Consider the following 13,943-nt stretch of genomic DNA (forward strand, 5'->3'; position numbering starts at 1 on the left):
ACGAGAAGAAAAGCATGACCACGACGACTCAACGCAAGGGCATCATCCTGGCCGGCGGCTCGGGCACCCGCCTGCATCCCGCAACCCTGGCGCTCAGCAAGCAGCTGCTGCCCGTGTATGACAAGCCGATGATCTACTACCCGCTCAGCACGCTGATGCTGGGCGGCATGCGCGACATCCTGATCATCAGCACGCCGCAAGATACGCCGCGCTTCCAGCAATTGCTGGGCGACGGCAGCCAGTGGGGCATCAACCTGCAGTACGCAGTGCAGCCGAGCCCGGACGGCCTGGCGCAGGCCTTTCTCATCGGCGACAAGTTCGTGGGCAACTCGCCGAGCGCACTGGTGCTGGGCGACAACATCTTCTACGGCCACGATCTCGTGAACCTGCTTGCCGACGCCGACAAGAAGCCGTCGGGCGCCACCGTGTTCGCCTATCACGTGCAGGACCCGGAGCGCTACGGCGTGGTCGCGTTCGACGCCAAGGGCAAGGCCAGCAGCATCGAGGAGAAGCCCTTGAAGCCCAAGAGCAGCTACGCGGTCACAGGCCTCTACTTCTACGACAACCAGGTGGTGGACATCGCCAAGGCCGTGAAGCCGAGCGCGCGCGGCGAGCTGGAGATCACCGCCGTCAATCAGGCGTACCTCGAGCTGGACCAACTGAACGTGCAGATCATGCAGCGCGGCTACGCATGGCTGGACACGGGCACGCACGACAGCCTGCTGGAAGCGGGCCAGTTCATCGCGACGCTGGAGCATCGGCAGGGGTTGAAGATTGCGTGCCCCGAGGAAATCTCGTGGCGCAACGGCTTCATCACCAGCGAGCAGCTCGAAAAGCTCGCGGCGCCGCTGGAGAAGAGCGGCTACGGCAAATACCTGCGGCACCTGCTGAACGACGAGGTGCGGTCATGAAGGCCACGCCGACGGCCATTCCCGATGTGCTGGTGATCGAACCCAAGGTGTTCGGCGACGCGCGGGGCTTCTTCTTCGAAAGCTTCAACCAGAAGGCCTTCGACGAAGCGGTCGGCCACCATGTCGATTTCGTTCAGGACAATCACTCGCGCTCGGTCAAGGGCGTGCTGCGTGGCTTGCACTATCAGATCCAGCAGCCGCAGGGCAAGCTGGTGCGGGTGGTGCGCGGGGCGGTGCTCGACGTGGCGGTGGACATCCGGCGCAAGTCGCCGACCTTCGGCAAATGGGTGTCGCAGGAACTGAGCGAAGAAAACCACAAGCAACTGTGGGTGCCCGCGGGCTTCGCGCACGGATTCCTGGTGCTGAGCGATACGGCTGACTTCCTGTACAAGACCACCGATTACTACGCCCCGGCCAACGAACGCTGCATTGCCTGGAACGACCCGGCGATCGCCATCGCATGGCCCGACCTTCAGGCCGATTTCGTGTTGTCCGCCAAGGACCAGACGGGCAAGCGCCTGGCCGACGCCGAAGTATTTGAATGACGCCGTGCGCGGCGCGCCGGCACGGGCGCTTCTCGGGCGCACCCTTCGGTTTTCCTCTCTCATGCGGCTGCGCATTGCGGCCCACATTCATTCGGCCGGTTCCTGACGACGGCAAAAATGAACAACTCACCGTCTCGCATTTTTTCTAAGCGCCGCCAATGAATTTCAGATGGACCACCGTGCTTGCCCTGCTCATCCTGGGCGGCGTGGCAACGGCGACAGGCTTGCATCAGCTGAGTTGGCATTCGATCGCCGCCCTCCAGTGGGACGCGCTCAAGCCCTACGCCGTGGTGATGGTGGGCGGCATGTTCGCCGCCGAAATCTTTTCGCGCTGGCTCGGCATCCACCGCCTCGCGGCCGGTGCGGCCGTGGCAGCCGCCATTGCTTTGGCCACGGGCGCGGTGGGCGCCTTGCTGGTCGTGGCGTGGATCGCGCTTGCGAGCCATGTGGTGGGCTCGACGGTGCTGAGGGTGTGGAGCAAGCGCAGCGAAGCGCCCTCGGCCCTGATCTCGGTGCTCGTGGGCGCCGTCGTCTATGGGTCGCTGATCGGCCTTGCCGCGCACCGGCCCATCAACTACCCGGGCTTGTATGCCATTGCGCTGGCCTTGCCGATCGTCTTCGGCTGGCGGCAGGTTCGCACGGCGCTGCTGTCGATGAAGACCTTCGCACGCAGCAAGTCGACGTCCTGGCTGGATCTGCTGATCGTCGGCGTGGCGCTGGCTCACTTCGTCGTGGGGCTGATGCCGGAAACCGGGCACGACGCCCTGGCCTCGCACCTGTTCATTCCCGCGCACCTCGCGGCGCGCCACGCCTGGGGCTTCGACGTCAGCCTGTATGCGTGGGCGGTGATGCCGATGATGGGCGACTGGCTGTTCTCGCTGGGCTACATGCTGGCGGGCGAAACAGGCGCGCGCCTCGTCAATGTGGGCTTCGTGCTGGCCACCTGCTGCCTGGTGCGCGAACTCGTGCTGTGGGCCGGCGGCAGCCGCGCCGGTGCGAAGTGGGGCGCGCTGCTGTTGCTCACCACGCCGCTGGCGCTGCTCGAAAGCAGCAGCCTCTACATCGAATCCATCTGGGCGGCCTTCGCGGTCGCCGGCGCGCTGTCGCTTTTCAGGGCGTTGCAGCGCGACGGGCAGCGGCCCGCCGACATCCGCTCGGCCGCCATCCTGCTCGGCGGCGCACTGGCCGCGAAAGCGATCACGCTGGCGATCCTGCCGGGGTTGTTCATCGTGTTCCTGGTGCGTTTCCGCGTATGGGCCACCAAGGCATCGGCGGGGCGCTTCGGGCGTGCGCTGGGGCTCTTTGCGCTGGTGGGCTGCGTTCCCTACCTCACCGCGTGGGTGCTCACCAAAAATCCGTTGTTCCCCTATTTCAACGAGATCTTCCGCTCGAAGCTCTGGCCTCTGGCCAACTTTCAGGACTCGCGCTGGACCAAGGGCTTCAAGTGGGACACGCTCTACCAGGCGACCTTCCACACCGAAACCTTCCTGGAAAGCTGGCCGGGCGCGAGCGGCTTCCAGTGGCTGCTGCTGCTGCTGCCTGCGGTCGTGCTGGTGGCCCGAAAGGGAAAGCAGCGCGCGCTGGCGATTCTCTTCGTGGGCGCGGCTTCGGCGGTGCTGACGTTCCAGTCCATCGCCTACCTTCGCTACATCTTCCCGGCCTTCGTGTTGATGGTCGCGTTGATCGCCGCCGCGTTTTCCCAGCCGGAAAGCGCCTCGCCGATCGGCAAGCGGGGGCTCTGGATCGCCAGTGCGGTCGTCGTCCTGCTGAATCTGGTCTTCCTGAAATCGGCGACCCACTACGGTGACATCGTGGCGCAGCCGCTGCTCAGCCAGACGGGCAGGGAAGCTTTCCTGCGCGACCGGCTGCCCATTCGCAGCGCGGTCGACGTGGTGAACAAGCTCAACCTCGACGACTCGCCGGTCGCGGTTTTCTCCTCGCCGCTGGGTGCCGGCCTTCATGCCGATGCGCTGTACCCCAGCTGGTACAACCTGAACTTCGAGCGCGCCGTGACCGCTGCCGAGTCGACCGACTCGATGGCCAAGGCGCTGGTGCTGGCGGGCGGCGACTACCTCGTTCTCGACAGCGGCTGGGGCACGCCCGTGCAGCGAAAACTGATCGAGGAGGCGAGCGACCCGGTGGCCGCGTTCGTGCCCATTGCCGTGCGGCGCGTCAAGGATCAATATCGCTTCGCGCAAGAGCTGCTGCGCAACCCCGATTTCGCCGCGGACGACGGCTGGTATCTGCCCCCCGGCATGCCGGACAGGCGCGCGGGCCGCATCTCGGTCAATGTGACGGCCGTGGCGACGCAGCAGGTTCCCGTGGTCGCCGGACGCCGCTACAAGAACAGCGCAAAGAGCGTCTGCGAAACGCAACCGACGCAGGGGCGCCTGCAGGTGAACTGGATGGATGCGAAGGGCCGATTCATCGGGACGAACATCCAGGTCTTCGAATGCACCGCCGACGCCACGACCTATTCCATGGAAGTCAGGGCGCCCCGGAAAGCAGCCACTGCCGTCGTCTACGCCTCGGGGCAGACCGACGTTTCCGTCACCTTCAGTGAAGTATCTTTCAAACAATGACTTCCACCAGCTACGAAACGCAGATGTCGAGCGCCCGCATCGCGGTCGTGATCCCTTCCTACAAGGTCACCCGGCACATCGCACCGCTGATTGCATCGATCCCGTCGTACGTCTGGAAAATCTACGTGGTGGACGATGCCTGTCCCGACCAGTCGGGCAATTTCGTCAAGGCCAACTGCACCGATCCGCGAATCACCATCGTTTTCCATGAGGTCAACCAGGGCGTCGGCGGTGCGGTCATGACCGGCTATCGCGCTGCCATCAAGGACGGGGCTCAGATCATCGTGAAGATCGACGGCGACGGCCAGATGGACCCGGCGCTCATTCCCAATTTTGTAGATCCCATTCTTTCGGGCGAGGCCGACTACACCAAGGGCAACCGGTTCTTCGACCTGGAAAAGGTTCGCGCCATGCCCAAGGTCCGCCTCATCGGCAACGCGGTTCTTTCGCTGATGACCAAGCTCTCGTCGGGCTACTGGGACCTGTTCGACCCGACCAACGGCTACACGGCCATTCATGCGCGAGTGGCCGAGCATCTGCCCATGGAAAAGCTGAGCCGCCGCTATTTCTTTGAAACCGATGTGCTTTTTCGGCTCAACACCCTGCGCGCTGTGGTCATGGATGTGCCGATGGAGGCGCAATACGGCGACGAAGTCAGCAATTTGAAAATCTCGAAGATCGTGACTGAATTTCTTTTCAAGCACGCGAGAAATTTCATGAAACGAATTGGCTACAACTACTATCTGCGCGACATGTCGCTCGGCTCGCTGGAATTGCCCGTTGGGCTCCTGTTGTTTTGCGGCGGCGGTGTTTTTGGTATTTACCACTGGATCAATTCCATGCGCGCTGGCGTTGAAACTTCGTCGGGCACGGTCATGCTCGCGGCGCTTCCAATCCTGATGGGGATTCAATTGATTCTTTCATTCTTTGGCCAGGACATTGCCGCGGTTCCGCGCACGCCCCTGCACAAGAAGATTTCACGACGCGTCCTGTGACCGATTCACGGGAAAATATTTACTCCAACAATGGACGAAGCTGTCAAATGATTAATGTCGTACTGACATTGCTGTTTGCAATGATCATGGGCTCGGGGCAGCTGGTGCTGTCCCAGGCATCGAAGGAAGTTTTTGCGCTGGGAGGCTTGTCGATCAATGCCCTGCTCACCAGCAAATGGCTGTGGCTTGGGATTTTCATCTATGGCTTTGCCATGATCTTCTGGGTTTATATCCTGTCGCGTTTCGACGTCAAATACGCCTACCCCATTTCTTCGACCGCGATTTTCTTCACCGCCATTTTTCAGGCCATCATTCAGCGCAACATGCCCAGCGGGAGCTATTGGCTGGGCTTGGCGCTGGTCGTGGTCGGGCTCGTCGTTCTTTCGATCGACAAGAAAATCTGAGTGCGGGCGTCGCAATTCCGATGAACAAGATTCGACTGGAGGCGCTGCAGGCGGACGGACTCGATGAGCAGATCGCCGTCGGTGCCGCGGTGTATTCGACCCCCGAAGTCACCGACCGCGAGCACCTTCGCTGGAAGCACCTGGGCAACCCGGGCGGCGTGTCCACGAGCATCAGCGCCCGAAACCCGCAGGGTGAACTGGTGGGCCGCTCTTTTCTGCAGCCGCGGCGCGTGTCCCTGGGCGCGGCAGAGTCGTGCGCAGGGGCCACGGTCACTGACCTCGTGGTGAAGCCCGAAGAGCGCAATGCCGCCACCATGATCTCCATGACCCGCGCGGTGCGTGCGCCCGAAGGCATCGACGTCGTGTTTCACACCTCGAACGAGGTGAGCGACATCTTCTATCGCAAGCTGTTCAAGTTCCCGGTGGCGTTTTCCTTGCAGGCGGCAGGCTTGCCGATCGGCGTTGCCGGCGCGATCGGGCGCTTCGTGTCGAACCGCGTGCTCATCGCATTCGGCAATTTCCTGGCGTCACCCTGGCGGCTGCTGATCCGCGCGGCCGCAGGCGCCTGCGCATGGGGCACCCGGCTGATGTTCGGTCCGGTGCCGCAAGAAGCCGAACGGGCTGAGGTGTTCCGGCGCTTTCGGGACTATGCAGGCCCTCACCTCGCGCGCGACGATGCGTTCGTCGACTGGCGGTTTTCCAAAGGCACCTTGTTCCGCGGTGACGTGAAGTGGCTCTGGAAAAAGCAGGAGTGCCTGGGCTACCTGGCGTTCAAGCAGGTCGAGCTGGCCGGGCTGAAGATCATGGTCATCATGGACTCGGTGTTGTCGCGACCGCTGTCGGGCGGAGAATCGGTGCACCTGAAGCTGATGGCGGCGCGCGTGGCGGCCGACGCCGGTTGCGACGCGGTGTTCACCATTGCGAACCTGCACAACCCGGCCTTGAAATGGATGGGCGGTTTTCCGTTCATCGGCATCCCCGACCGCCACCTGCCGCATCCGACACCGATATTCGTTCATGCCGTCGAGGGCAGGCGCGGCGCCATGGCGCGAGCGGACCTGTTCTTTTCGCTGGCAGACCTGGACTATTTTTAAACTGGAAGGAACATCATGAGTGACTTGGCAAAACAGATCGTCGACGAGGCGATCCTCGAAGTGAACGCGGACCAGGACGCCGATGCGCAGATCGCGAACGAGCCGCAGACCGCGCTGCTCAGCGAAGGCAGCAACGTCGACTCGCTCGCGCTGGTGCGCCTGCTGCTCGCCGTCGAGCGGATCATCGAAGAGAAGACCGGCAAGGCCATCACGGTGGTGGACGACACCGCCTTCGAGACCGAGCAGAGCCCCTTCGCCACCGTCGGCACGCTGCTGCAGCACGTGACCCACCTGCTGGCTTGAACATGCAGGACGGCCGCATTCTGATCACCGGTGCCAGCAGGGGCCTGGGCCGAGGGCTGGTCGAGCGGCTTCTCGCGGCCGGCGCCATCGTGTCGGGTTGCTCGCGGCAGTCGTCCGACATCGAGCATCCGAACTACACGCACTTCGTCGTCGACATCAGCGACGAGCCGAGCGTCGTCGCCATGTTCAAGGACATCGCGGCGCTCAAGGTGCCGTTGACGCTGCTGGTCAACAACGCGGGCGTTTCCCAGGCCAGCCTGGGCATCCTGACGCGGGCGGCCAATGCCGAGGCCATCATCCGCACCAACCTGCTTGGAACCTTTTTCGTTTCCCGGGAAGCGCTAAAGCTGATGCAGCGCCAGAAGTACGGCCGCATCGTGAACTTCTCGTCCATCAACGTTCCGTTGGGCAGTGCCGGCAGTTCCCTCTACAACGCCAGCAAGGCGGGGGTCGAGGCTTTCTCGAACGTGCTCGCCAGGGAATGCGGCAACGCCGACATCACGATCAACACGCTGGGCCTGTCGCTCGTGAACAACTCGGGCATGCTCGAGGCGCTCGGCGAAAAGGCCGTGTCCGCCAAGCAGTCGAACATGCTGAAGCCGAAGGTGCTCGAGGTGGACGAGATTCTTCACGCGGTGAATTTCTTTGCCTCTCCCCTGGCGCGCAACATGACGTGCCAGACGCTCTATTTCGGGGGGCTGTGATGACCGCCAGCACGAGCCACACCCAAAGCAGCACCGACGCCGACAGCGTCTCCACCTTCACCAACGGCAAATGGCGGCAGAACTGCTATGTGGTCGGCAATGCACAGCGCAAGGCGCTGATCGTCGACCCGGGCAGCGACGCAGAAGGCCTGCTCGCGCTCATCGACACGCTCGGCGTGACACCGGTGGCCATTGTCAATACGCACGCGCACTACGATCACATTGGCGCGGTGGCCGCCGTGCAGGAAAAGTTCGGCATTCCGTTCTACCTGCACGGTGACGACGCCAAGCTGATGAAGCAGGCCAACATCTACAAGATCCTGTTCGAGAGCAAGACCAGCATCAAGGTGCCGGAGTTCGACCGCGATCTGGCCGAGCTGGAGGGCGACGAACTGGCGCTCGACGGGTTCGTCGTGCGTGTCGTGCGCACGCCGGGCCACACGCCCGGAAGCACCTGCCTGATCGTCGGCAACAACCTTTTCAGCGGCGACACACTGCTGCCCGGAGCCCCCGGCAGGACCGACCTGCCCGGCGGCGACAAGAAAAAGCTGGCGCAAACGCTTGAAGCCCTGCGCCAGCTGGACGCGGGCTATCTCGTGCATCCGGGCCACGGCAAGCCGTTCGCCCTCGGCGAGTTCTGGAGCAAATTCGATGACAAATAACGCCGTCGTCGGCATCGAGGGCATCGGCTACAGCCTCGGCGCCCTGACCGTGACCAACGACCAGCTGCAGGCCGAGAACCCGCACTGGGACATGTCCAAGACCATCGAGCGAACCGGTGTGTCCTCCAGGCCGATCGCAGCCGAAGGAGAAACTGCGCTCGACCTCGCGATGCAGGCAAGCGCCGACGTGTTCCGGCGCCTCGACATTGGCGCGGGCGACATCGATGCCCTGATCTTCTGTACGCAGACACCGGACCATGTGCTGCCGCCGAACTCGGTGCTGCTGCACGGCAGGCTGGGCATGCTGCCCTCGGTCATGGCCTTCGACATCACGCATGCCTGCTCGGGATTCGTCTACGCGCTGGGCATTGCGCGCAGCCTGGTCATCAGCGGCACCGCACGCCGTGTGCTGGTCGTCACCGCGGACACCTATTCGCGCCTGGTGCATCCGCTGGACCGGTCGATCCGGCCGTTGTTCGGCGACGGCGCCGCGGCCACGGTTGTTTCCGCGCAGCAGCCGAAGCTGCGTGTGATCGACGCGAGCTTCGGCACGTCCGGAAAGAACGCCGAGCGCTTCATCGTGAAGAACGGCGGCGCCCGCCATGCGTCGACCGCCGGCGGTGCGCCCGCCGAACCCGACCGCAGCGGCCGCATCTACAGCGACGATCACATCCGCATGGACGGCATCGGCCTGCTGAGCTTCTTCAACAACGCCGTGCCGACGGCGGTGCGCGACATGCTCGGCAAGCATGCGCTCGCCGTTTCCGACATCTCGCTGTTCGTGTTTCACCAGGCCAGCCGGCTGGCGCTCGACGGCATCTCGCGTGCGCTGCAGATACCCGAGCAGCAGATGGTCGTCGACATGGAGGACACGGGCAATCTCGTCTCGGCCTCCATTCCCGTGGTGCTGGCCAAGCTCATCGACAAGGGTGTCGTTGCCGAAGGCCAGACCATCGTTCTTTGCGGCTTTGGCGTGGGTTTGTCCTGGGCCACCGTTCTCATTCAAGTTTGAAGGCCAGACCGTGAGCCAGATCCAATTTCTTCTCGACCGATTTGCGTCGAAACCAGAAGCCCCGGCGGTTGTCTTTCGTAGCGCTTCCGTCAATTACGGCGAACTGTCGGCCGCCATTGCGCAGCAGCAGCAAGCGCTGGAAGCCGCAGGCGTGCAGCCCGGCGTGCCGGTGATCCTGCGCGGCGACTATTCGGCGCTGGCCGTGAGCATGCTGCTCGCACTCATCGAGCGTTGCTGCATCATCATTCCGCTGACGCCCGAGGCCTACGACAGCCTCGGCGCTTCGATCGACGACGTGGCGCCCGAATGGCTGATCGACGTGTCGAAGACCGAGGCCAGCTTCGAGAAGCTCGCCGCGGGTCCGTTGCCCGAGCTGTACAAGATCGTAATCGAGCGCGCCGCGCCCGGCCTGGTGCTCTTCACTTCCGGCTCGTCGGGCAAGCCGAAGGCCGTGGTGCACGATTTCTCCAAGCTCATGGAGAAGTTCCACGCGGTTCGCCCCGCGATGATCACCCTGAACTTCCTGCTGTTCGACCACTGGGGCGGCCTCAACACGCTGCTGCATTGCCTGTCGAACCTGTGCCTCATCGTCGTGCCGGCCGGCCGCTCGCCCGAGCAGGTGTGCGCGCTGGTGGCGGCACACCGCATCGAGCTGCTGCCGGCCACGCCGAGTTTCCTGAGCATGCTGCTGATCAGCAAGGCCTACCTGGGGCACGACCTCGGCTCGTTGAAGCTCATCACCTACGGCGCCGAGCCGATGCCCGAGACGACGCTGAGGAACCTGCGCAAGGTGTTCCCCGGCATCGAGCTGCGCCAGACCTACGGAATGATCGAACTCGGCGTGCTGCGCGCCAAGTCGCGTTCGCCCGATTCGCTCTGGGTCAAGCTCGGGGGCGAAGGCTACAACGTGCGCGTGGTCGACGGCATGCTGCAGATCCGCGCCGATTCGGCCATGCTGGGGTACATCAATGCGCCGAGTCCGTTCACGGAAGACGGCTTCCTCATGACGGGCGACCTGGTCGAAACCGACGGCGAATGGATCCGCGTGCTGGGGCGGCAGTCCGACATCATCAATGTCGGCGGCCAGAAGGTGTACCCGGCCGAAGTCGAGGCCGTGCTGCTCGATTGCCCCGAAGTGGCCGATGCCGTGGTGTACGGCGAGCCCAACCCGCTGCTGGGCAAGATCGTCTGTGCGCAGGTCATCCTGCGCGAGGGCTTCGACGAGGCGGCGGCGCGCAGCGGCATCCGCAAGCTGGGCAAGGAGCGGCTGCAGCCGTTCATGATCCCGGCCAAGATCAAGTTCGTGGCCGAAATCGCGCAGTCGCACCGGCTCAAGCGCGTACGCGCCAAGTCTTGAACGCGAACCGTCGTGGCATGACCGCAGGCACCGCACTTTTTCTCTTTGCGCATCAGGACGACGAGTTCGGTGTGTTCCAGAAGATCCTCGATGAACGGGCCGCCGGCGCGCGGGTGGTCTGCGCGTTCATGACCACGGGCACCGTGGGCGGTGCGTCTCCCGAGGCGCGCAATCGCGAGTCGCTCGCCGTGCTGGAAAAGCTCGGCGTCGGGGCGGGCGACGTGATCTTTGCCGGGCAGCAGCTGCAGATCGACGACGGCGCGTTGATGCACCGCCTCGACGATGCCGCGGCCTGGTTGCGCGGCTGGATCGACGCCTGCCCGTCGCTGCGCGGGCTGTACCTGCCGGCCTGGGAGGGCGGCCATCCCGACCATGATTCATTGCATGCCGTGGGCGTTACCGTCGCGCTGCAGGCGGGGCTGCTGCACCTGGCAAGGCAATCGCCGCTGTACAACGGCTACAAGCGCCCGGGGCAATTGTTCAACGTCATGCGGCCGCTGCCCATGAACGGGCCGGTGGAGCCCGTCGCGGTTCCGTGGGGACACCGTATCGCGTTCATGCGCCATTGCCTCAGCTACCCGACGCAGCGCAAGACCTGGATCGGCCTGTTTCCGTTCGTGCTGCTGCACTATGTGTTTGGCGGGCGGGATGCAATGCAGCCGGTGGCTCCCGAGCGGTTGGCCTCGAGGCCGCATGAAGGGGCGCTTTACTATGAGCGGCGGCAATTCACTACTTGGGCGGCGCTCAGCGAGCGCGTTGCCACATTCACGCGCTCGAACGCTTGACCTCTTGACTCAGGGGGCAGAGCGCCCGTCCAGCAGCTTGATCGCACGCGTGACGTCTGCCTCGTCCGCGAAAGCCAGTAGCGCAGGCTGCTGCACTTCGATGAACTGCACCGTGACCCACCGGGCATCCGAAGGTATGGCCGAGGTGATCGCCGACAGGCGCAAGCCCTCGCCCCAGCGCAAACGGTAAGACGACTCGAAATACGCCGCCATGCCGTTGCGCATCCAGGCGTCCATGAAGCTGTCGCCCACGAACAGAACCGGGTGCAGCAAACCCTTGCTGCCGGGAGCGACGTGGCTGACGTCGGTATACGGTGCCGGCCCCGACACGCTGGTGAATCCCCCTGGCCATTGCCATGACGGTGTCACGAAGAGGGACTTTTCGGACGGCGAACGCAGCAGCGGCATGAAGCGGGCGATGCCGCCGCTGTAGGACTGCGTTTCGTAGTGCAGCGGATGCGTCCACGTGCTGCCCGCAAGGCCTTCGGCACGGCTCATCGCGTCGACGACACCCTTGGCCACCGGGTAGGCCGCGGGGTCGTTCCAGTGAAAGTCGGTGCGATGGAAGATCGGCCGCGTTTTCTCGACGTCCTTCAGGATGACCGTGCTGTCGATGAAGGTCACGTTGGGCACCTGCTTCAGCTTGTCGAGCAGGCTGTCGATGCGCCGCAAGGGTGGCCGCTCTGCAACCGAGGCCGGCAACTTGTCGGGCAGGAACCGGTCGCCCAGCAGGTTGACGACCATCACCATGCCGATGCCCTTTTGCTGCAGGGCTTCGGCATAGCGCCGCACGCCTTCGACCACGGCGGCCTCGTGCGTGCCGAGGTAGGCGTCGACGGCCGGCTTTTCGACGTCGAGCGTGCTGCGGTAGAACAGGTAGCCGTCCCGGCCCACGTGAACCTTGTCGGACACGCGGAACAGGCGGTAATCGACCGTGGCCTTGAGCCGGATCAGCAGTGCCCGAAACCCGAAGTGGTCCGAGAACCAGCTGTTGGCCTGCTGCAGGTAGCGATCGGGGTGCGCCATGCTCGGCGGGGCCGCGAGCGTGCGCTGCTCGTCGATGGTCATCTCAGGCAGCCATCGCGTGGCCATCTGCAGGCCCGGCAGCAGCGTCAGGACGAAGAAGGCCGCGATGAAGATCCGGCGGGTGGCGGTGGAGCGCATCTCAGAAGCGGAAATAGATGAACGGATTGAATCCGTTGGCTGCGATCAGCATGGCCGAGTAGGCGAAAAGCACAATGGCGCCCAGCGACAGCACCGGCGCGGCGATCGAGTCGCCCGCACGTTGCCAGGCGGAGAGCCGCCAGTTTTCGGGCACCAGCACCGCCACGCTGCCGATCACCAGAAAGAGCAGCTTGTCGGATGTCAGCACGGACCATGCGGCTGCGGGCGTCTCGCCTGCGGTCACGCCGGCCATTGCCATCAGGTAGTGCCCGGCCACGCCGGCCGACGGCGCCCTGAACAGCACCCAGCCGACCATCACCAGCAGCAGCGTGGTCAGCCAGCCGCTGAAGCCGCGCGGCGTCCAGCCGAACCGGTTCAGCGCCAGCCGCTCGATGACCAGCAGCACGCCATGGAACAGCCCCCACAGCAAGAAGGTGTAGGCCGCTCCGTGCCACAGGCCGCACAGCACGAACACGATGAGCAGGTTGAGGTACGTGCGCACCGGTCCCGCGCGGTTGCCGCCCAGCGGGATGTACAGGTAGTCGCGGAACCAGCGCGACAGCGTCATGTGCCAGCGCCGCCAGAACTCGGTGATGCTGTGCGACCGGTAGGGCTGGTTGAAGTTTTCCGGAAACTTGAACCCCAGCATCCGGCCCATGCCGATCGCCATGTCGGAATAGCCCGAGAAGTCGAACAGGATCTGCAGCGTGTACGCCAGGATGCCGATCCAGGCGGCGGCGGTGCCGAGCTGGTCGGCCGGCAGCCCGAACATGCGGTCGGCGACCACGCCCACGTTGTCCGCAATGACGATCTTCTTGGCCAGGCCGAGGCAGAAGCGCAGCAGCCCGGCATGCACGTCTTCCAGGCGAACGGGGCGGTGCTGGATGCGGCTCACCAGCTCGCTGTAGCGCACGATCGGCCCGGCGATGAGCTGGGGAAACAGCGTGTGGTACATGCCGAAGTCGACCAGCGTGGGCGCGGGCGGCGCGTCGCGCCGGTAGATGTCGACGATGTACGAGATGCCCTGGAACGTGAAGAACGAAATGCCCGCAGGGAGCACGATGTCGCTGAGCGTCCATGACGCGGGCATCTGGAGCGCGGCGGCCGCGTCCAGTGCCGCGCGCTGCATGAAGTTCCAGTACTTGTAGTAGATCAGCGGCACCAGGTTGGTGACCACGCCGACCGCCAGCAAGGCGCGGGCTCGGCCGTCGGCGGGCATGCGGTAAAGCGCGTTGCCGATGATCGCGTTAACGACCACCGACCCCAGCAGAACCACCGACACCAGCCCGGCGTCCACGAAATAGAACGCAAAGCTCGCCAACATCAGGAACGCGTTGCGCGAGCGTGCGGGAAGAACGAAATACAGCAGGAACACGATCGGCATGAAGCCGAACAGGAAGCCGGGCGAACTGAAAGTCACTTTGC

Annotated in this window: 14 protein-coding genes; 12 read left to right on the forward strand and 2 right to left on the reverse strand. The window is 64.1% G+C overall.

The genetic code is table 11. From position 1 onward, the window contains the following. Positions 1-14: 14 nt before the first annotated feature. The 12 genes from rfbA to AC1DJH_RS26220 all read left to right on the forward strand — a co-directional run bounded on the left by rfbA (position 15) and on the right by AC1DJH_RS26220 (position 11,354). Positions 15-911, forward strand: a complete 897-nt coding sequence (gene rfbA / locus AC1DJH_RS26165; RefSeq protein ID WP_478187709.1) for a glucose-1-phosphate thymidylyltransferase RfbA — start codon at positions 15-17, stop codon at positions 909-911. Beyond that, positions 908-1,456 carry a dTDP-4-dehydrorhamnose 3,5-epimerase gene (gene rfbC / locus AC1DJH_RS26170; RefSeq protein ID WP_472120591.1) on the forward strand — a complete coding sequence of 183 codons (549 nt, stop codon included), beginning with the start codon at positions 908-910 and terminating at the stop codon, positions 1,454-1,456. The genes rfbA and rfbC overlap by 4 nt, the downstream gene beginning before the upstream one ends. Positions 1,457-1,614: 158 nt before the next feature. After that, entirely contained in the window at positions 1,615-4,038 is a 2,424-nt protein-coding gene (locus AC1DJH_RS26175) for a hypothetical protein (protein WP_478187710.1), read from the forward strand. Continuing rightward, a complete protein-coding gene (locus tag AC1DJH_RS26180; RefSeq protein WP_472120595.1) occupies positions 4,035-5,033 on the forward strand; it encodes a glycosyltransferase in 999 nt (332 codons plus the stop codon). The genes AC1DJH_RS26175 and AC1DJH_RS26180 overlap by 4 nt, the downstream gene beginning before the upstream one ends. Positions 5,034-5,080: 47 nt before the next feature. Then, positions 5,081-5,437, forward strand: a complete 357-nt coding sequence (locus AC1DJH_RS26185) for a hypothetical protein (protein WP_478187711.1) — start codon at positions 5,081-5,083, stop codon at positions 5,435-5,437. Then, positions 5,374-6,531 carry a hypothetical protein gene (locus AC1DJH_RS26190; protein ID WP_478187712.1) on the forward strand — a complete coding sequence of 386 codons (1,158 nt, stop codon included), beginning with the start codon at positions 5,374-5,376 and terminating at the stop codon, positions 6,529-6,531. The genes AC1DJH_RS26185 and AC1DJH_RS26190 overlap by 64 nt, the downstream gene beginning before the upstream one ends. 15 nt (positions 6,532-6,546) lie before the next feature. After that, positions 6,547-6,834, forward strand: coding sequence for a hypothetical protein (locus AC1DJH_RS26195; protein WP_472120599.1), 288 nt, complete (start codon positions 6,547-6,549; stop codon positions 6,832-6,834). 2 nt (positions 6,835-6,836) lie between these two features. Further along, entirely contained in the window at positions 6,837-7,538 is a 702-nt protein-coding gene (locus tag AC1DJH_RS26200) for an SDR family NAD(P)-dependent oxidoreductase (protein ID WP_478187781.1), read from the forward strand. Continuing rightward, positions 7,538-8,200, forward strand: a complete 663-nt coding sequence (locus tag AC1DJH_RS26205) for an MBL fold metallo-hydrolase (protein ID WP_478187713.1) — start codon at positions 7,538-7,540, stop codon at positions 8,198-8,200. The genes AC1DJH_RS26200 and AC1DJH_RS26205 overlap by 1 nt, the downstream gene beginning before the upstream one ends. Then, the gene (locus AC1DJH_RS26210; RefSeq protein WP_478187714.1) at positions 8,190-9,212 is read left to right on the forward strand and encodes a 3-oxoacyl-ACP synthase III family protein; all 1,023 of its coding nucleotides are present in this window, start codon (positions 8,190-8,192) and stop codon (positions 9,210-9,212) included. Before AC1DJH_RS26205 ends, AC1DJH_RS26210 begins: the two co-directional genes overlap by 11 nt. A 10-nt stretch (positions 9,213-9,222) precedes the next feature. Beyond that, on the forward strand, positions 9,223-10,569 hold the full coding sequence (locus AC1DJH_RS26215; RefSeq protein WP_478187715.1) for an ANL family adenylate-forming protein: 1,347 nt from the start codon (positions 9,223-9,225) through the stop codon (positions 10,567-10,569). Between the two features lie 17 nt (positions 10,570-10,586). Beyond that, positions 10,587-11,354, forward strand: coding sequence for a PIG-L deacetylase family protein (locus AC1DJH_RS26220; protein ID WP_472120607.1), 768 nt, complete (start codon positions 10,587-10,589; stop codon positions 11,352-11,354). Between the two features lie 9 nt (positions 11,355-11,363). Here AC1DJH_RS26220 and AC1DJH_RS26225 read toward each other — a convergent pair whose 3' ends face one another. Further along, on the reverse strand, positions 11,364-12,518 hold the full coding sequence (locus tag AC1DJH_RS26225; RefSeq protein ID WP_478187716.1) for an alginate O-acetyltransferase AlgX-related protein: 1,155 nt from the start codon (positions 12,516-12,518) through the stop codon (positions 11,364-11,366). Between the two features lies 1 nt (position 12,519). Continuing rightward, positions 12,520-13,938 (reverse strand): MBOAT family O-acyltransferase, encoded by a 1,419-nt coding sequence (locus AC1DJH_RS26230; RefSeq protein ID WP_478187717.1) that lies wholly within the window; start codon positions 13,936-13,938, stop codon positions 12,520-12,522. Positions 13,939-13,943: the final 5 nt, after the last annotated feature.

This window comes from Variovorax sp. 10N412 (genome assembly GCF_056394985.1).

Bases quoted from the DNA above. Each gene is read 5' to 3' on its own strand.
- AC1DJH_RS26180 (WP_472120595.1), top strand. From the start codon at position 4,035: ATGACTTCCACCAGCTACGAAACGCAGATGTCGAGCGCCCGCATCGCG.
- AC1DJH_RS26185 (WP_478187711.1), top strand. From the start codon at position 5,081: ATGATTAATGTCGTACTGACATTGCTGTTTGCAATGATCATGGGCTCG.
- AC1DJH_RS26195 (WP_472120599.1), top strand. From the start codon at position 6,547: ATGAGTGACTTGGCAAAACAGATCGTCGACGAGGCGATCCTCGAAGTG.
- AC1DJH_RS26210 (WP_478187714.1), top strand. From the start codon at position 8,190: ATGACAAATAACGCCGTCGTCGGCATCGAGGGCATCGGCTACAGCCTC.
- rfbA (WP_478187709.1), top strand. From the start codon at position 15: ATGACCACGACGACTCAACGCAAGGGCATCATCCTGGCCGGCGGCTCG.
- AC1DJH_RS26225 (WP_478187716.1), bottom strand. From the start codon at position 12,518: ATGCGCTCCACCGCCACCCGCCGGATCTTCATCGCGGCCTTCTTCGTC.
- rfbC (WP_472120591.1), top strand. From the start codon at position 908: ATGAAGGCCACGCCGACGGCCATTCCCGATGTGCTGGTGATCGAACCC.
- AC1DJH_RS26205 (WP_478187713.1), top strand. From the start codon at position 7,538: ATGACCGCCAGCACGAGCCACACCCAAAGCAGCACCGACGCCGACAGC.
- AC1DJH_RS26220 (WP_472120607.1), top strand. From the start codon at position 10,587: ATGACCGCAGGCACCGCACTTTTTCTCTTTGCGCATCAGGACGACGAG.
- AC1DJH_RS26175 (WP_478187710.1), top strand. From the start codon at position 1,615: ATGAATTTCAGATGGACCACCGTGCTTGCCCTGCTCATCCTGGGCGGC.
- AC1DJH_RS26200 (WP_478187781.1), top strand. From the start codon at position 6,837: ATGCAGGACGGCCGCATTCTGATCACCGGTGCCAGCAGGGGCCTGGGC.